At 63.0% G+C, this 17,312-nt stretch carries 17 protein-coding genes and 1 pseudogene; 10 read left to right on the top strand and 8 right to left on the bottom strand.

Features of this window, described 5'->3' with window-relative positions:
- Positions 1-83: 83 nt before the first annotated feature.
- Positions 84-1,019 (bottom strand): DUF3560 domain-containing protein, encoded by a 936-nt coding sequence (locus RGU41_RS00285; RefSeq protein WP_322135134.1) that lies wholly within the window; start codon positions 1,017-1,019, stop codon positions 84-86.
- Entirely contained in the window at positions 1,019-1,207 is a 189-nt protein-coding gene (locus RGU41_RS00280; RefSeq protein ID WP_322135133.1) for a hypothetical protein, read from the bottom strand. The genes RGU41_RS00285 and RGU41_RS00280 overlap by 1 nt, the downstream gene beginning before the upstream one ends.
- Before the next feature lie 516 nt (positions 1,208-1,723).
- On the opposite strand from RGU41_RS00280, the gene RGU41_RS00275 reads away from it, so the two are divergent.
- Both RGU41_RS00275 and RGU41_RS00270 read left to right on the top strand, forming a co-directional pair.
- Entirely contained in the window at positions 1,724-2,440 is a 717-nt protein-coding gene (locus RGU41_RS00275) for an HAD-IA family hydrolase (protein ID WP_322135132.1), read from the top strand.
- Positions 2,441-2,584: 144 nt separating this feature from the next.
- Positions 2,585-2,932: a hypothetical protein gene (locus RGU41_RS00270; RefSeq protein ID WP_322135131.1), complete on the top strand. Its 348-nt coding sequence runs from the start codon at positions 2,585-2,587 to the stop codon at positions 2,930-2,932.
- A 1,230-nt stretch (positions 2,933-4,162) separates the two neighbouring features.
- Here the strand turns inward: RGU41_RS00270 and RGU41_RS00265 are convergent.
- Both RGU41_RS00265 and RGU41_RS20610 read right to left on the bottom strand, forming a co-directional pair.
- The gene (locus tag RGU41_RS00265) at positions 4,163-4,858 is read right to left on the bottom strand and encodes a phosphatase PAP2 family protein (RefSeq protein WP_322135130.1); all 696 of its coding nucleotides are present in this window, start codon (positions 4,856-4,858) and stop codon (positions 4,163-4,165) included.
- Positions 4,859-5,000: 142 nt separating this feature from the next.
- Positions 5,001-5,162, bottom strand: a pseudogene (locus RGU41_RS20610) (Chromate resistance protein ChrB); the annotation flags it as partial.
- A gap of 435 nt (positions 5,163-5,597) precedes the next feature.
- On the opposite strand from RGU41_RS20610, the gene RGU41_RS20605 reads away from it, so the two are divergent.
- Both RGU41_RS20605 and RGU41_RS00250 read left to right on the top strand, forming a co-directional pair.
- Positions 5,598-6,098, top strand: a complete 501-nt coding sequence (locus RGU41_RS20605; protein WP_416173123.1) for a DedA family protein — start codon at positions 5,598-5,600, stop codon at positions 6,096-6,098.
- A complete protein-coding gene (locus RGU41_RS00250; RefSeq protein WP_322135185.1) occupies positions 6,019-6,270 on the top strand; it encodes a hypothetical protein in 252 nt (83 codons plus the stop codon). The genes RGU41_RS20605 and RGU41_RS00250 overlap by 80 nt, the downstream gene beginning before the upstream one ends.
- A 204-nt stretch (positions 6,271-6,474) precedes the next feature.
- Here the strand turns inward: RGU41_RS00250 and RGU41_RS00245 are convergent, their stop codons facing one another.
- The 4 genes from RGU41_RS00245 to RGU41_RS00235 form a co-directional block, all read right to left on the bottom strand.
- Positions 6,475-6,795 carry a hypothetical protein gene (locus RGU41_RS00245; RefSeq protein WP_322135129.1) on the bottom strand — a complete coding sequence of 107 codons (321 nt, stop codon included), beginning with the start codon at positions 6,793-6,795 and terminating at the stop codon, positions 6,475-6,477.
- A gap of 2,383 nt (positions 6,796-9,178) precedes the next feature.
- On the bottom strand, positions 9,179-9,409 hold the full coding sequence (locus RGU41_RS00240) for a hypothetical protein (protein WP_322135128.1): 231 nt from the start codon (positions 9,407-9,409) through the stop codon (positions 9,179-9,181).
- A gap of 29 nt (positions 9,410-9,438) precedes the next feature.
- Complete coding sequence (locus RGU41_RS20600; RefSeq protein WP_416173127.1) at positions 9,439-9,615, bottom strand: helix-turn-helix domain-containing protein; 177 nt, start codon at positions 9,613-9,615, stop codon at positions 9,439-9,441.
- Positions 9,616-9,680: 65 nt separating this feature from the next.
- Positions 9,681-9,851, bottom strand: coding sequence for a hypothetical protein (locus tag RGU41_RS00235; RefSeq protein WP_322135127.1), 171 nt, complete (start codon positions 9,849-9,851; stop codon positions 9,681-9,683).
- A 469-nt stretch (positions 9,852-10,320) separates the two neighbouring features.
- Between RGU41_RS00235 and RGU41_RS00230 the strand changes: the two genes are divergently transcribed.
- The 6 genes from RGU41_RS00230 to RGU41_RS00205 all read left to right on the top strand — a co-directional run bounded on the left by RGU41_RS00230 (position 10,321) and on the right by RGU41_RS00205 (position 17,307).
- Positions 10,321-11,508, top strand: coding sequence for a hypothetical protein (locus tag RGU41_RS00230; protein ID WP_322135126.1), 1,188 nt, complete (start codon positions 10,321-10,323; stop codon positions 11,506-11,508).
- Positions 11,509-11,522: 14 nt separating this feature from the next.
- Positions 11,523-11,855: a hypothetical protein gene (locus RGU41_RS00225; RefSeq protein ID WP_322135125.1), complete on the top strand. Its 333-nt coding sequence runs from the start codon at positions 11,523-11,525 to the stop codon at positions 11,853-11,855.
- Between the two features lie 25 nt (positions 11,856-11,880).
- A complete protein-coding gene (locus tag RGU41_RS00220; protein ID WP_322135124.1) occupies positions 11,881-12,594 on the top strand; it encodes a hypothetical protein in 714 nt (237 codons plus the stop codon).
- Between the two features lie 134 nt (positions 12,595-12,728).
- Entirely contained in the window at positions 12,729-14,075 is a 1,347-nt protein-coding gene (locus RGU41_RS00215) for a hypothetical protein (protein ID WP_322135123.1), read from the top strand.
- The gene (locus tag RGU41_RS00210; protein ID WP_322135122.1) at positions 14,072-15,781 is read left to right on the top strand and encodes a hypothetical protein; all 1,710 of its coding nucleotides are present in this window, start codon (positions 14,072-14,074) and stop codon (positions 15,779-15,781) included. Before RGU41_RS00215 ends, RGU41_RS00210 begins: the two co-directional genes overlap by 4 nt.
- Positions 15,778-17,307, top strand: coding sequence for an ATP/GTP-binding protein (locus RGU41_RS00205; protein WP_322135121.1), 1,530 nt, complete (start codon positions 15,778-15,780; stop codon positions 17,305-17,307). The genes RGU41_RS00210 and RGU41_RS00205 overlap by 4 nt, the downstream gene beginning before the upstream one ends.
- The last annotated feature ends 5 nt before the right edge of the window (positions 17,308-17,312 follow it).

Here is a 17,312-nt window from a genome sequence, read left to right as displayed (position 1 = left end):
CCGTGCCGGGTTCACCTGGTGGGGGAGTGTGAGGGGATGCCCCTCACGGTCGGCCCGTGGGTGGGCCGGCCGCTGCGGCGTGCTTACTCGGGCTGCACGAGCTGCTGAATCTCGGCATACGGGGCGGTATCCGTCCACGTGTAGCCGGTGGTGACGCTGACGGTTTTGGCGTTGGTGCGCACGACTTCGCGCCATTGGCCGCGGATCTTCACCCGGTCGCCCTTTCTGACGGTAGAGCGGTCGTAGCCGGTGGCTGTTCCGCTCTCGACCTGGGCGGCGCGCACGGCTTCCCAGTAGGCGATCTGGTCGCGCTTCTCCTCGATGTGCGGGGCGAGGCGTGCCGCCCGGGCCGTCATCTGCTCAGCCGTGGCATCGAGGCAACCGCGCGTGTCGTCGTAGCACGGGGCGGTTATGCGGCGTTCGAGCTGGCGGAGCTCAGCGCCCAACGTCTGGATGCGGTTGGCCACGGTGACCGGGCTGTAACGGGCGTCGGTGGTGTGGGTGGCCGCGTCGGCGCGTGCCTGGGCGGTGGTGGCGTCTTCGCTGGCTTCGACTGATTTACGCATGGCGTTATCTGCGGTGGCGATCGCGTTACGGTGTCGGCCTTCGGAATGGTGGCCAACCTTGATCGGCTCGCCTCCCTCGGGCAGCCGGTCCAGCGCTGCGCGTGCATTGTTCCAGGCGGCATCTTCGGCACCGCTCTTACGCTCTGCCTTCGCGGCCAGGGCGTCGACCCGGTCGGCCTGACGCTCGATCTTTCCGGCCTCGACCTCAGCGGTAGGGCGGTGGCTGCTGTCGATGTCGGTTTCGACCTCGAACCCCGCGGCTTCCAATGCCGACTTGGTGCGGGTGATGGTGTGCAGCTTGGGCAGGCGGTCCCGGGACTGCGGCACGAACCAGGCCCTGATGCTGCGCCCCCAGCGCCATCCGTTGATTTTGAGGACGTCGGCGGTTCCGTCGCCCCGGCTGGTGCCCGCAATCAGGGTTCCGGCTTCGTGGGTGTGGGTGATGGTGAGCATTAGCGGGTTCCTCTCGGGGTTGCGCAGGCGTTGACGCGGGAGCCGTTCGGGGTCATGACGATGACGAATCGGCTTCTGGGGTTGGGGTAGCTCTGGCTGTTCCAGAACGTCGACATATCGGCGCTGCTGAGCAGGTTTTCGGCCCCGAGAACTCCGGGAGTCAGGGACGGAATCTGAGTTGTGAGCATGAGTTTTTCCCTCGATCTAGGCGAAGCTGTCGGCGTAGCGGGTGGCCGTGCAGGTTTCGCCCGGCTGAGTGCCTGTGGCACCTTCGGACCGGCACCCGCTGCAGGCACACCCGGAGGCGTAGCATTCCCGGGGATAGGTGTTCTCGTAATCGAAATCTGACTCGGTCATGGGTTCTCTCTCCTTCGTGAACAACTGTTTTTTTGCCCTATCTGGCAAGAGAAATCGACAGCGACCGGAAGAGGCGGAGTGCACGGATTCCCGGGCGAAATAAGCCCGCAGGGCGCGTCCGAGAACCCGGGTGACGCAAGGCACGGACGGGAGCTACGGTGAAACGCCAGAAAGGACAAAAAGGCCCATCGGACAGTGCCGCGCAGCGGCTCCAATTTGCTCCTGACGGCATCACCGTCACGGTTTCGAGACTGGTGTCACGGTGATATTTCGACCCGGGGAGCGCGAAGGGGGGAGAATTGTGGGGTATCCGGGGCCGTGCACCGCGACTTCGGGAAAGGACACCCATGACCAACCTCACGGCCGACCCGACCAAACCTCACACACCCCGGACCTCACCCGATAGCGAGAACACCCTCCTCGGACGGGTGTTCGAGGCGGTGTTGTTCGATAACGACGGGACGCTCGTGGACTCGACCAACGCCGTGAACCGGTCCTGGCTGAGCTGGGCCGAAGAAGCGGGCCTCGGCGCCTCATTCCGGGGTGCCAGCCACGGGGTGCCGGCCCGGCAGATGCTGGCCACGTTGATTCCGGCCGATCAGATCGACGACGCGGTCATCCGGTTGACCCAGATCGAGCTCGCCGACACGATGGGCATCACGATCCTCCCCGGTGCCGGGCCCCTGCTCGCGAGCATCCCCGAGCACCGGCGGGCGATCGTCAGCTCCGCCACCCGGGAGCTCTGCCTCGTTCGCCTGGCGGCCGCGGGCGTCCCGACACCGGCGACCATCATCACTATCGAGGACACGGGCCGGGGTAAGCCCTTTCCGGAACCATTCCTGGAAGCTGCCGCCCGCCTCGGGTTCGACCCGGCCCGCTGCCTCGTCGTCGAAGACGCACCCGCCGGCCTCGAAGCCGCGCGCGCGGCCGGCTGCGCCACCATCGGCGTCGAAGGAACCCATGACGCCACCGACCTGCACGCCGATCTCGTCGTCGCCAGCCTGGACAGGCTACGCATCGTCGTGCAACACAACGGCGTCAAGTTCGAACTACTTCCCGAGTAGCCCTTACTAGCGCTGTCGTCGATGCCTGCCAAAACGATAGCGAACATAACGGGGTCAGGACACCCGTGACGTGGCTGGCCTCGCCGATAGCCCTCGTGCGCAAGGGCCTTGGCCCGTGGCCTGGGCGGGTCCACGGTGGGGTGTATGAAACGGATCTTTTACGGCGGGGCGTCGTTCCTGACGCCCGACGATGTCGCGGACGCTCTCCTGGAGCTGGTCACCGTGCTCGGAATCAGCCACACCACCGAGACCCTGGACCTCCCCGCCGTGGACGATGACGGAAACACCATGATCGTGACCATGCTCGTGGGCCCGATGAGTGCACTGCTGAGCATCCCTGAGAGCTCCCGGTGGACGGGACCCGACACGACTCTGGTACTCGCCGCGCTCAACGCCCGCATCCACGCCCTGACCGCACCACCCTCGTGTTCAACAGAGGAAACGATAGCGGCCACCGACTTCGATTGGCCCGACCTGGACTTCACCGAATAGCCTAACGCGCCCCAGGAACCACCGTCGGACCAGGCCCAGACGGCCACTCATCCGATCATCCAACTGACGTGGCACCAGCTGATTGTTTCAGAAGGGCAATCAGCGAGGCACAGGCCTCGCTGACTCGATCACACGCCAGCGAACACGTTTCCCAGGAATCATGTTTGTCTGCGAGTAATTCACACGCGCTCTTCGACGCCGCGCAGGCGGCCAGACACGTGGCCAGGAGCCGGAGCGTTGTTAACCGGCCCACGGGCGAATACCAGGACAACATCATCTTCGCCAACCGGCACGTTTCCGCGCAATCGAGGTTAGCCAAGAAGCAACTAGTGCTCTCTGCGTCGCTGTCCAGCGCAAGACACGCGTCCGCGCACTCCTCACTCACCCTCACGAGCGCCGCACACGCCTCACGACACGTCAGAATCTGACGATGAATCACCACACCCCCACGTCGCTCTCGCGCATGCAAGCACCATAACCGCACCTCAACAAATCCGCAGCACGACCACCACACACCACAGCAACCACACAGGAGGGCCGGGCCGGGCGCGTCCAAGAGACATCGCGGCACTTTGTGTAAGGCGTTGGACGCCGGGGGGCCCAAGGAATGCCGCTCCAAGGAATAGCCCGTGGTTTGGGGATACCCCGTGGTTTACAAGGTCAGTGGGGAACAAGCGACGAAAGTCGTGCGGCGTGAACCTGCAGCTGCCCGGCTCAAGATGCTCGACGGTGGGATGTCGCTGAGTTCAGGAGTTGATCGCGTAGTGCTCTGGAACTGATGACCTCGGTGCGTTGCTCAATCGTGCTTGGGACACGAACGGTTGCGGCTCGCTCGTGATCCCCTCGTATTTGTCGTGCTGGGTCGCCAGCGGGAAGCCTGCCGGTTGCGAGTGAGGCGCCGAAAGATCGTTGCGACGAGGTCGAAGAGTTCCGCGGTCATCGGGATCCCTCATTCCAAGTTTTTCTTCGACAGACCAGCGACAAGGAGCGCGAGGACTGTGCCGCTGGGCGGGCGTATTGGCGGCTGCTGAGGTGGGTGAGCCCGAGGTCTTCTTCGCAGCTCCGGCCGGCCCTCCGTGGTTTCGCACCTTTGCACCGACGCCTTGGAGTGTATTGCGAACGAGCGGCGGCACAGTCCGCGCCATGGCGTCCGACGTTCGTCTTGGGCGCTGTGAGGTGCCGGGGTTGGAGATTATTTGTTGACCGTGCGGTGGGGCTGTGGCAGTGAGGTTAGTTTGCTGATGAGCGCCGTGTGGCGGAGTCGGGGCTCGATGAGCCTGTTCCAGAGGGGAGCCAGAGCACGATTCCGGCTGTGCTGATCAGGAGGGATCCCAGCACGTCCGTGGGATAGTGCACACCCAGATACAGACGCGACAGCGCAACAGCAACGACGAAGAATGCGCCGATGATGGCGGTGACGATGCGTTGCCTGCGGCTGTTAGCCAGGACGAGAACGGCGGCCCACACGAGGGAGGCGGCGAAGGCTGTGTGGCCGCTGGGGAAGCTATCGTGTCCAGTTTCCATGATCAGCGCGTGGGTAATCAAGGAGGGAGGCCGGAGCCGGGTGACGGTGATTTTCCCAATTTCTGAGGAGAACCAGCCGATAGCAGCCGTGGATGCAAAGGCCAGGGCCGTGAGTGGTTTCCTGAACGCGACCAGCAGCACCAGACAGATTAGGAGCAGGATGAGGACGTTTCCGGCCGGAGACAGCACGTTATTCACCACCATGGCAAGGACTGTTAGCGCCGTGGTCCGCTCACGGATCATGTCGACGTCCCATGCAAGGTCCGGGCCTGGGGAGCCATAAACCTTGGCCAGGGTGCCGACGGTCAGGGTGAGGGCAAATAGGGCTAGCGAAGCAGCCACGAACCACCACGAGCGGAGCGGCAGCCCCAAGGCAGGGACGGGAGGGGTGAACTTTTTCATGTCTTCCTTAGGGCACGTGGGAGGCTAGACGCCACCCGCGCTGCGGCCTCGCGGCCAGGTTGATAGGAGGTTCACCCAGGAAAGAGGGGTGGGCGGCATCGGTGCGGCGCAGCCGCTCCACGCTGTGCTCTTCCTCTTTGAGTTATCCGAAGGTGAATTTGGGCCCGACGATCTCACGGGTTATTTCATCTTCGACCTTGCCATAGGCGGCAATGAGCTTGGCCCATTCCTTGGCCCTGGCGAAAGTGAAGACCTCGCGAAAGTACGCTGCTCCGACGTCTCCCCAGGGAGTCGCATCGATGGTGTCAGCGTACCCGAACCCCGGCGGTCAATTCCCTCACTCGATCCCAGGGCCGTTTCAAAGGCCCGCAGCGCCGGTAGTACCCCCGTGGATACGGGTTCCGCACCGGTGCCGTGTCGTTCACGCCGGACTGCACCCGAAGCCGTGACGGCTCAGCCGGTATCTACACCAGAATCCCTGACAAAGACTCACCAATGTATCATCGGTCACATCAGTGCTGGCCGGAGGAAAAGACCATGATCGGGCAGGAACACGCGTTCCACACCACCCGTGGGGCCCTGGCAGGTCAGCAAGGAGGATGACCGTGAAAGTCACTCCCACAATTTTTGGCCTGCGGTTAGGAACCTTCAGGGGCGCCATGCGCGAGGGGTTAGGTAGCGGCACTGAATCCGTCGTGCTGCCCAACCAGGTGTCGTCGGGCCTGACCGGTGTGCGCCGGTGAGCGGGTTTGTTGACAGCATCCTCAATGTCACCCCAGTCCTGGCGTATCTGATCGTGGCGTGCTTGGTTTTCGCCGAGGACGCCTTATTCGTGGGTTTTGTCCTGCCCGGGGAAACCGCCGCCGTGCTAGGCGGGGTGGTAGCCAGCCGCGGACACGTGCAACTGTGGCTGATGATGGTTCTGGTCGTTCTCGCGGCGATCCTCGGTGATTCCGTAGGTTATGAGATCGGCAAACACTTCGGCCCACGCATTCTCCAAATGCGAATTCTTCGGAAAAAACATGAAAAACTTGACCAGGCGCAGGACTTCCTCCGCCGCCGGGGAGAGCGCGGCTGTTTTCCTCGGACGCTTCATCGCGTTCTTCCGCGCCGTCATGCCAGCCCTAGCCGGGACCTCGCGCATGCCGTATCCCCGGTTCTTGGCCTTCAACGCCGCGGGCGGCCTGGTCTGGGGCGCCGGGTTTGTTCTCCTGGGGTTTTTAGCCGGCAATTCCTATGAAGCCGTAGCCAGAATCGCCGGCCGTGACAGTGCCGTCATCATCGCCCTGGCAGCCCTCATCATTTTCATTATCTGGCGCGTCAGGAAGACTCGCCGGGAACGCCACCGCCCCAGCGTCTCTCCGTCCGGACCACACAACAACTCCGAGGACGACACCTCCGAGAACCTCTAGGCATGGGTGTCCGTAATCACTGCGCTCACAACAATCACGCTTGATAAGTGAAATGACGATTGATGCGTGCGTGCTGATCGTCACGCCGTAAAAATTATCGCGTTAGATGCAAGTAAGTTGCGTGAGTCGGGTTTCCTGGCCCGCGGATACCGCGGCCAGACCCGCTCACCGGGGCCGCCTCTTCTTGCCGGGCGCTGCACTAAGTTAAATAGCGAATATCAGGTGCACGTTCTCGGAGGACAGCGTCAGCTCCGCACCGAAATCGGTTTCAGGAGCTCGAGTGAAGGCAAGGTCAACCTGCCCGATGAAGGGGCCACCGCCCGAGCTTTTCTGCACCAGCGCACACCTCGATCCTTGGGCATCTTCTAGCGTGAACCATTCATCCATAACGATGGGTATTTGCGTGCCATGGTGCCCGCTGGCATGCAGATCATTTCCGCGCAGTCGGATCAGAACGTACTCATCCGTGAGCTCGACCAACTGCAACTGCACGGGCAGCCCGGTCTGGCTGAGAATGGTTGGCACGGACGACATGCTGAAACGCTACTCCGTTGTCCCATACACCGCGTCGTAATACACAGCACCACCAATTCCGGCCCAAGCGTCAACTTCAACGCCCTCCTCAGGCACCGGACAACCTCGATCGGTGCCTGAGGTCAGCGACGTTCCAGGACCAGCCGAGCGAAACATCCCCGCTGTTGACGGCGACCCACCCAACAACAGGCCACACCAAACGGTGCCCGTTACGCCGCCTCGCCCAGGTACTGCCACCGGTTCTCAGGGTTGAGCACACCCGCACCCACCAACTCGAGCGCAGCACGGTGATCAGCACGATTCGTGCTGGCTCGCGGGTACCGCGGCCACACCCGCTCACCCCGCCCGCTCGCCTCAAACAAAGGCCGGCTCGACACGTGCGGGCGCCTCGGCCGGCTCCTCGGGGCTGAATGCATCGTGGACAGTTCCGCTTGCCACCACGCCCACACTTCCCGCTCGATTCGATACCGCTCCGCCCGAACCAACAGGGTTCCCAGCACGTTCAGCTGCGACGCCGCCTGATTCCGAAGATCCTGCTTGGACCTGGCCCACCCATCACGGTGAACAACCAGGAGCTTATAACGCCGCAAACGACTAAGGATCGTGGCCGTATGCCGGGCTGTGACGCCCAAAAGACCAGCAGCTGAATCAACAGTGAGACTCGGGTACTGCCGCAGCAGGGCATAAAGCTTCCCCGCCAGATGCCCCAGGGCCCCGCGCGTGAAGAGATCATGTCGTTGATCCGTAAGTTGCTCCTCCAACACGGCCACCAGGTGGGTCCGGGTGTTAAAGAGCTCAGCCACAGAACGAGCCGGCGCTGACGTGTTTTCGTTCGGGGGGCGGGGGTTATCTAATGGTTGTGACCGGACTGTTCGAGGGGCTGTGGATAACGTGGACGCTAGGCGCCATTCGGCGGCGTTGCCATCGTCGCTAGCACTGACCCGTTCGACATACCCGGCCTTGGCGAGGGCTATGAGAGCCGCTGCTGCGGTCGTACGTCCCAGGCCCCCCATCGGGCCCAGGTCCCGGATCGCGGCGGCCACCGTGCGCTTACCCGTCTGCAAGGTCAAGTAGGCCAGGGAACTCAGAATGGTCTGCTGATTGGAGGACGCCTCCGTACGCCCCCACCGGCCCGGGCTGACCCGGAACCGGGTCAGGAGAGCCTGAACGTCAGTCACGATCCCGTCCAGCTCCGACAGGTCCTGCGGCTCCCGTACAGCCGGCAGGGGGCGTTGGAGCGCGGCGTACTGCTGAGCCTTATCCCACTGCCGGCCCAGCCGGGCACGCGCCTCACCTGCGGCCCGGGGCCTGCGAGAACCTCGCCCGGTGTTCTTCGTCCGGAAATGCTCCAAACCCGGTGCCGTTTTCACGGCGTGTTCCACGTCGGCCAGCTGCCAACCCGCGTTCGCCGCCGCCAGCAAACACATAAACCCCGTCCAGCTCGGGTTGCTGCCACCGTCAATAGTGGCCATATGGGCGCTACCAGCGGCACTCAGTCGCCGGTGCGACCGGTGGTCTGCGGTGACCGGTCCCGACGGGGCACTATCCTCCGCGCGCAGGGAAGGCCTACGCGCCTCGAGCACCGCGGCCAAAGCGGCCAAGTCCGCGATCGTGGTTGACGGGGCGATCAAACTGTTCACACTCCCACGCAACACGGTAGAACTACTCCCATCCCGGTGCGGCGACAAGGGCGGCCGCGCCGCACCCGTGACCGTGTTCAGCAACATGCCATGGTCCAAACGACGGAAATTTGCCCGCGCCGCACCCGCCACCAAGGCAACCACGCCCTTCGAAGCGCCCTCTTGGAGCGCGAGCCAAATATGACGGCCACCCGTCCCCGAGGACTGACACACCACATGCTCAATCGACAAAGCACCCAACAAGCCCGAAAGCACATCACACTCATCGACGGCTTCCTCCATCAACTCCGCGTCAACGCCATGCTTATCCTTGCCATCAAAGTCAAAACAAAGGACCCGGAATAACCCGGCCTCATCAGCCAGATTCAACGCCCACGGCGTCGTGGGTGCAAGGGGACCGACCCGGTGGATCAGAGGGTAACTATTCTCATCCACACGCCCATACGCGTCGCGCTTCATCACACGAACCTGACCCCGCGGACTCATCCGACGCGTCAAAGCCCACGCATCCCATTTTTCGGAAGACACGCCCACAAAAGTCGAAGAGTCAGGTACTAGGTCAAAAACGTGCACATCGGTTACTATGAGAACACCTCCTCCTCGGAGTGGGTACACAAAAGCCTCCGGTTCATCCGGATCTTTTGATTGGCTCCAACCTCTACCGCCGGCAAGCAAGAGAAGGTTTGAGCTACGAAACTTAGAAGGCCCGTCGCGAAAGCGGCGGGTCTTTTCGTTTAAGCGACGTCTGCGATAGGCAGCTCCATCTGACGAATAAGGATGTTGGTCTTGGGGGCGTACTCCGGCATGCCGAGGTCGTGGGCAAGCAGAATCGCAAGATAGTCGCTCATCGAGATACCGAGCTCATCGACTCGGCCTCGCGCGGCTTCCGCCAGCAGCGAGGAGGGCCGCGTGCCAAGAAGCTCGCGGGCTCCCTTGGACTTCCTTCCACCGTTTGATGTACGCATGGGACTACTCAACCGTTAACCGGTAACAGTTATCTCGACATTGGTTCGGCGTGTCGGACATTAGTCCTCCCGAATGTCTTGATGCTCGTGTCGCGGAGCTTCTGGCGCAGCTGAGATTTGCGGATGATCCAACGGTTAGCGACATGGAACGCGGGAATCTCACCGTTGTGCAGCCAGGTGTAGATCGTTTGCTCTGTTATACCCATGAGCAGCATGAGGCGGCTCCCCTATCCCCGAAAAGAGCCGGAGCGGACTGGGCGTGGGGGAGTGGTTAGCCAAGGAGGTAGGCGACGGTGGCGCCGAGGTCGTCGGCGACTAGTTCGCGGCACGCCCAGAACGTGGTCTTAGCCGGCCTGCGCTTGCTGTCCTCTGGGGCGTCGTCCTGGACGTAGCCGAGCCGGCCTAGGTCTTTCAGCGCTTCATGCACGGAGTTACGAGACATGACGTCTTCGGGAATGAGGTCGAAAAGCTCGGTGTACGTGCGGGATTTTTAAAGAAGAATGCGCAACACGATCGCTCGTGTGGGGGCGGAATAGGCCTCATGGAAACGGTCGACCCGTTCGGGAGCATTGATTCCAGGCATGTCGTTCATTTTGTCGGAACTCCCAACGTTCTGGTGAGGGCGGAAGTAGGCGATGGCGGGGCGTTCATGGCCATATCCAACAAACATGGGCATCACGTTTGAGTGTCGGTGACACATGGTATAAGCGACGTGAACCTCAGTCTGTGTCGGCACTTTGGGGGACACATGTTCAATTTCCCGGTGAAAAGGCAAAAATTATATCCCAAACTTCGAGAATCACCCCCGTTTGGGTGGATTTTCGGCGTGAACATGGGACACTGGAGAGGAGGTCGGGGGACTGCTCTATCTCCCTCGAATATGTAAAAAAACTATTCGAGTAGGAGAATTTATGGCGGACAACAGTCAAGGAAATGAAGGCACTGTTTTCGGCGGCGCGGCACGCGCAAGCCAGTACATCGAAGAGGACACCTGGAAGCGCCCACCAGAGGGGCAGGAACCAGCCGAGGAAACAGCGGAGCTGGACCAGTTCAAAGCCGACATCCCGGCTGTGTCACCACTCGTCGTCATCCCACCGTGGTCATCGGCCGACGCCTTTGCGGAATCGTCCCTGCCGACTGATTCAACATCAGTCCTGTTCGGGGGACCGGCAGCAGCATCGACTGCGACCGACTCGGGAAAGGCCACCACGGGTTTCCGCGGCGCTCTGGCCAGAATGGGGTTCCCGGTCAAGCCGAGCCCGGAGGAAGTGGAGGCCCGCCGTGTTGCGTCGGCGCGTCTGGCGGCTGAGACCGTGGTGCGGCAGGCGACGTGGACGCGCGCCGTTTCCGTCCTGGTGAATAACCCCAAGGGTGGGACGGGGAAGACGCCCACAGCGGTCATCCTCGCAGGTGTCATCGCGTCCATCCGTGGGGGATCAACGGCGGTCCTGGAAGTCTCCGACGATCCGGGAGCGCTGGGCTACCGGGCCGAAGGGAACCCGAAGCTGGGCTTGGGGGAGCTGGTGCACGATATTGACCAGGTCAAGACCGCCGGCCGACTCCACGGCTACACCGCCCCTCAAACGTCGTTCGCTGACGTGATCGCCTCGACCGGACGGCGGGACCGACTGACAGGTGAGGCCGTGATCTCGCTCTGCAAGGTCATCGATGAGTTCTACGGGATCCGCGTGATGGACTCGGGTAACGTCACGACCTCCTCCGCTTTCCAGGGCGCGGTCTCCGTCGCCGATGTGCTCGTCATCCCGGTCATGAACGCCGGGGATTCGGTCCTGGAAGCGATCCAGCTACTCGAGGAACTGCGCGAGGCCGGTGGCCAGCCGCAGCGCCTGGCCGACGCCGCGATCGCGATTCGGCTCACGGATGGCCGCCCTGAAAACAAGGCCGTCAGTGAAGAGGTCGCGCGCCTCCTGAAAGAAGCTGGCGTGACGTCGCTGCACGAAGTCCCCTACGACGCCCACATTGCCCAGCGTCAGCAAATTACCCTCGCCAAGCTCGCTCCCGCGACCCGTGACGCCTTCACGGCCGCCGCGGCGGCCGTCGTCATTTCCCTCAAAAATACGGTCTCGACCGACCGTTGAAAGAGCACACACCAATGAACGACCTGATTTACACCGCCCTCGCGAACCTGCCCCTTTCCGTGGACAACCCTCTCAATGGGTTGATCCCCGATTTCTCGTTCGGAGGAACCCAGTTCACCCAGCTGTGGCAGAAGCTCATCACCGCGATTTGGGGAATCTCGATCCTCATTTCGATCGTGTACCTGGCCCTGGGTTTGGTGAGCATGGCCGGCGCTTCCAGTGACGCCAACCCGAACCCGCAGCAGCACGCTCAGGGCCGCAAGAAAGCACTCTGGGCGGCCGTCTCCCTGGCTGGCCTCGCCGCTCTCGCACTGATCGTGGGCGCGATCCTCACTTTCGTCGGCTAACAGCCCACCCCCTAGGAGGCACAGCATGCGCATGTACACCAAAGCCGGCCGTAGCCGGTGGCCCTATGTCATCGGCGCAGCCGTAGTCGTGGTCGGCGTAGCCGGCGGCATCGCCTACTCGGCCGCCCAGCCGGGCGAGCGAACCGCAGTGGCAACAAGCGAACCGAGCGCATCCGCTCCCGCAACCCCGGGACGCTCCGGCGCGGGCGACGGCGGAGGGGACGTAGCGCCCACTGGCTGCCTCGGCGGCCAGGACCGCACCGCAGACATGGTCCTCGCCGCCCAAAAGTCGGCGAAGCACACCTCATTTGGAGCCGTCGAAGTAGCCACCTCGTTCTATCGCTTCCTGTGGCAATATCCCTACCCGTCGGTCGCGGACAGTGGGACGGTGAGCACCACGGTTATGGCCGATACTGCGACAGACGTATGGAAGGACATTGCGGCGTCTTATGTGGCCGCAGGCAATGATGCTACCCAGGGAGTCGTGCCCGCTGGAACGCCTTTTCACACTTCGACAACGAACGGGCTGTGGCGCGTTACCGAAGATTCCACTGTTGACCGCGTGACCGTGGAGCTTGCGGTCGGATACGTAATTGACGGCGCACTTAGCCCGAGCAAGGTAGCCGGAATTGGTCTTGTTATGGTTTGGCAGAACTCCGCTTGGCATGTCGAGAGCGGCACAGCTGTGGACCAGACCAAGCTGGCCGCTGGCGGCCAGCGATACACGGGCGGCTGCTAGTGAATGTCGTGGGGTTGCTGCCCGCCGCCGCCAAGCCTGAATGCACCTTGGGGACGATTCTTTGCGGTGCACAGAGCATCGGTGGGGCAATCGGTGACATAGCCAATGGTGTGGGGGGTGCTGTTGGTGGTGCTGTGGAAACAGCGAAGGGTTTCGCGAATTTCTGGTCTGACCCGGCTGGTAACTCTTTCAAGATGTTGCAGGACGGCGCTAAGGGCCTGGCTGATGATGTGTTGCCTGCGATCACGCATGCGACCCTGCCTGATTTGACGGCTGATTGGTTTATCAGCTCGTATCGGATCAGTTTTGGCTTGGCCGTGTTCGTGCTTGCTGCTTTGCTCATTCCGCAGTTCGTCCGCACCGCCCGTGGACAGCAGTCGGGCCGGGACCTGGCGGAATCGTTGGGCTTGTACGCGCCACTGTTCCTCGTCGGTGCAGCGTTTGGCCCGGCAGTGGGTGCGGTTCTGGTGAAGTTCTTCGGCGCACTGTCGGACTCGCTCATCAGCTGGGGAGTGAACACGTCCGCGCAAACGATCGTGGACAAGTTCTCCGAGATGTTGAGCCACGACGACAACGGCGCGGGCCTGGCCGGCGGCGCGATCGTCGGAATCATTCTCATGATCTTCATGATCATTGGCCTCTTGATCGTGGTGCTGATCCTCATCGTGCAGCTCATCACACTGTATTTCTCGGGGGTGCTGTTTCCCCTCGGTTTCGTCTGGATCGTTGACCCGACAAAGCGCTCCTTCGGGTTGAAGATCTCCTATCTGTGGTTTGGCATCCTGGCGTCTCACCCGTTGCTGTTCTTCATGCTCGCGATCGCCTATTCGATGGTGTCAAGCACCATCAATGTGTTCGATGGAAACGCCACGCTGCAGCGCACGGTAACGCTGGTGGTGTCGATCCTGTCGCTGTTGATCGCAGGGCTCTCGCCGGTATTGCTGACCAAGTTCGCACCGGTTCTGCCCATGGGCGGCAGTGGCGGGGCTCCTTCCCGCGCCGGCAATATTGGTTCTACTTCTATGCAGCAGGCCGATGCGAGAGTCAGCGACTCTGGGTCTAGCTCACAGTCCGATAGCGGCGGGTCCTCTCGCAGCGGTGGGGCCGACTCCACGTCGTCTCGCGCTGGCATGTCCAGTTCCGGAGCTTCCAGCTCCGGCGGGGCTGGCGTTGAGTCTGAGGAGGCTAGCTCCTCGATCACCGCGGCCACTAGAGGCAGCGCTGCAGGCGGGGCAGCGGCAAGCGGTGGTGCAGCTGCGGGCGGAGCCACCGCGGCCACCGCCGCGGAGGGTGCGGCGGCCGCTGGCGCTGCTGAGTCCTCAACGGGTGTGGGTGCCGCTATCGGCGTCCCGACAATGATCGTGGCCGGCGCTATGGCAGCCGGTAACGCCACGAAGAAGGTCTCTGACTCTGTGGGCGCGGCCGCGGCTGAACCAGTCGATGACCATGAAGACCACTACGGGAAGGACTCGACCTCATGAGTAACACCAAGGACACCGCGATTCGTTACCTCGGCGGCGAGTCTGGCCACCGGTCCTTCTTCGGCGGTACGTCCTCGAAGGGCCGCACGATTGGTTTGGCCGTGTTCGTCGTGGGCGGCATTATCGGCATGGCTTTGACTAGTTCTTTGGTTGTGTTGCTGATCGCTGCCGGCGGTGCCGGGGTGACGATGCTTGTTACCGCGCGCACGCACCGCGGCACCATCCTGCAGCGTCGGGCCAAGAGGTCCCGGTGGCGTTCTCGTCAACGTCTGGGCACGGACGTGTACACGCCGTATGACGATGAGGAGTGGGCCCGGCTGCAGCAGCTCGCCACGGTCGGCACCAAGCCGGAGAAGGCCGCCGCGGCTCGGGCTCTGGCTCAGATGAGGGCGAACCCGGACGGCGCCGACGGGATGGGTTGGCTGCAGTACGCGGCGAACCTGCCGGGTATCGCCTGGCATGCCCCGATTGGGCAGCAGCCCTACCTCTCGGTCGCGTTCAGCGTTTCCGGGCAGCTTCGGGGGATGGAGACCGCACAGGCCCTCGTGCGGGCGTCTGCGGGTTGGGGGCGGTTCTTGGCCCGCCGGGCTTCGCCGTCGTCGCTGATCAGCGACATTCAGCCGCTCACTCGTGTGCTGCCGCCGGACTCGGCGCGGCAGCAGCTCTGGGTGACCAATCGCCTAGAGACCGAGACGACGGAGAACCCGTGGACTCACGCGCAGCGGGAGTCTTTCTACGCGCAGACCAGGTCCTATGACCAGGTCATCCGCCGGGCCAGCGCGGACGCCATGGTGCAGCGGCATTACGTTGTCGTGTCCTGGCCGCTGACTCAGCAGTTCACGGATGCGGCCGCGAAGTTCGGTACGGGTCGTGACGCGTGGCGGGCTCTGATGGACGATGAAATCGGGGCTACCGTGCGCGGTCTGACAGACGCGCGTGAGGGTGACGTGGTCGCGTTGACGGCCAAGCAGACGGCCGCGCTGATTATTCACCAGCAAAACCCGAGCATGCCCATTGACCTGGTGCGCCAGGTCGAACCCACACAGTTCGGGTTGGCCTCGCATGATGAGTTCTCGGCGCATGTGGTCGAGAGCTTCGATCCCACGTTCGTGCACCCGGGCGAGTCAGACGAGAACGCTCCGGCGGTGACTTGGTGGCACCGCACCGCCGCGATCCATGGGGAGAACCTGGCCGTTGCCGGCCGGTCACCGTTGTGGAGCTTGGACCTGCTCATCGGGCGGGAACTCACCTTTGTCCGCACGGTTTCCTTCCACCTGCACTTGGTCCCCGCGGGCCAGGCTAAAGCCGCCGCCCGCGCCGACGTTGTGCGCGATATGGCCGGTGTTGTTGCTGACCAGGAGAAGGGCCGTTTGGTCTCGGACGACTCGACCACCAGAATGTCGGCTGCGCAGCGGCGCGCCGCGGACCTGTCCGCCGGCTCACACCACCACGGCGTTTCCTGGGTCGGTTACATCACCATTTCCGCCGAAAGCCGCGACGAACTCGCGCAAGCCTCACGGCAGCTCGAAGAAGCCTGCTCCACCGGTTTGGGCATCGACCGCCTGGACTGGCAGGACTCCTTTCAAGCCGCCGCTTCTGGCAGCACTTGGCCGATTGGGCGCGGGCTCCGCGCTGACTCGGCGTCCTTCGCAACCCGCTTCATCGGCCGCCTCTCCGGCCGGAGCGAGAAAGAAGCAATCTCATGAGCAACACCCGCATCAAGACCAAGCCGGCCGCATCTGCCGCCGGCGAAAACGTGGCTATGCCGCGCCGGCAGCCGCGCCTGGCCAAGATTCCGTTCCTGAAAATGTTCGTCGCCCCGGAGGCTCTGGCCCCGGCGCTGACCGGTACCGAGAGCGCGGCAACAGGTGGAAGCCATGCGCCGCTAGACGTGACACCGTTCAGCCTGCCCGGCTCCCGGCTGCGCTCATCGCCCTCCGCGGCCGCCCGCGGTTGGTACGCACCCGCCCTCGCCGGGGCACCGACGACGACACGACAGGCGGAGATTTTGAATACGGGCATCATCGGCGCCCCGACCGGGATCGAGGGAGTCGTCAACGGGACAGACAATTTGTCGTCCACGATGATCTGCCACGACGCACCGACCGCATACAACATGACACCTAGGCGCATCACCAGCCCCAACGTTCTGGTGCTCGGCACGGTGGGTTCTGGGAAATCATCATTCACCAAAACGGTGATGGTCATGCGGCCGTTGCTGCTGCGCAATCACCGCGCCGTGGTGTTTGACAAGAAGGACCAGGGCGGCGAGGGCGAATACTCCTCCGTGGCCCGCCGCCTGGGCGCAGAACCGTTGCGGTTCGACCCGGACGGTTCCGGCACCCGCCTGAACCTGATGGACCCCCTGATCGCGCAAGGTACGGGTCTGCAGGGGCAAATGTTGCTGATCAACGCGGTTGCGCGCATCGCGCGCAATGACCTGCCGGCTTCGGAGTGGGAAGAGAAAGCGACCCGCTTCGCCCTGCAGGAATTGTTTATCCAGCGGGACGTGGCCGGCATCACCCGCCCGGCCACCACGGCGGATTTGCTGCCACACCTGGGCGACGTACCGGCGAACCAGCATTTGTCTGACCGTGCGAAGGAACGATTCCACCAGGCTGGTTTGTCGATCCGTTTCGGCCTGGAAAACCTGTTGGAAACCTACGCGGGAGTCTTCGATGGGGAGACCAGCCGAAACGTTGACCTGGCACACAAGCTGACGACCTTCGACGTGTCCCAGCTCCCGGACGACGGCCCTGCGGTGCCCACGGTTATGGCGATCGGCAACATGTGGCTGATGGGCCGGTTGAGGGCCGAGCGCGGGTACATCACCAACGTTGTCTATGAAGAGGGCTGGCACATGATCGGCGGGCCCTCCGCTCGCCTGGTCAAGGCCAACCAGAAGCTCTCCCGGTCCTTGGGTATCTCCAACGTGTTCGTGATGCACAAGGGCACCGACATTCCAGAAGACAGCCCCGGCTACACCGTTGTCCAGGAAGCACAGACGGTTTACGCGTTCCGGCAGGACCGCGACGAGGACGCTAAGTGGGTCACTCAGACGTTCAACTTCGCCGCGGACACCGCGGAGACGCTGATGAAACTGGACGTTGGAAACTGCGTGTTCAAGTACGGTTCCAACCCGGAAACCCACATGTACCACGTCCGCTCCGATTGGGAAATCGACGTGACCAACACCGACGAGGCCATGGCAGCCGGCGCGGCGACAGCGTAACCGGG

Origin of the sequence: Cryobacterium sp. 10C3, assembly GCF_034314285.1 — a bacterium.
Classification (GTDB): Bacteria; Actinomycetota; Actinomycetes; order Actinomycetales; family Microbacteriaceae; genus Cryobacterium; species Cryobacterium glucosi.
The sequence above is the reverse complement of the archived record's forward strand: the minus strand, read 5'-3'. Positions and strand labels throughout refer to the sequence as shown.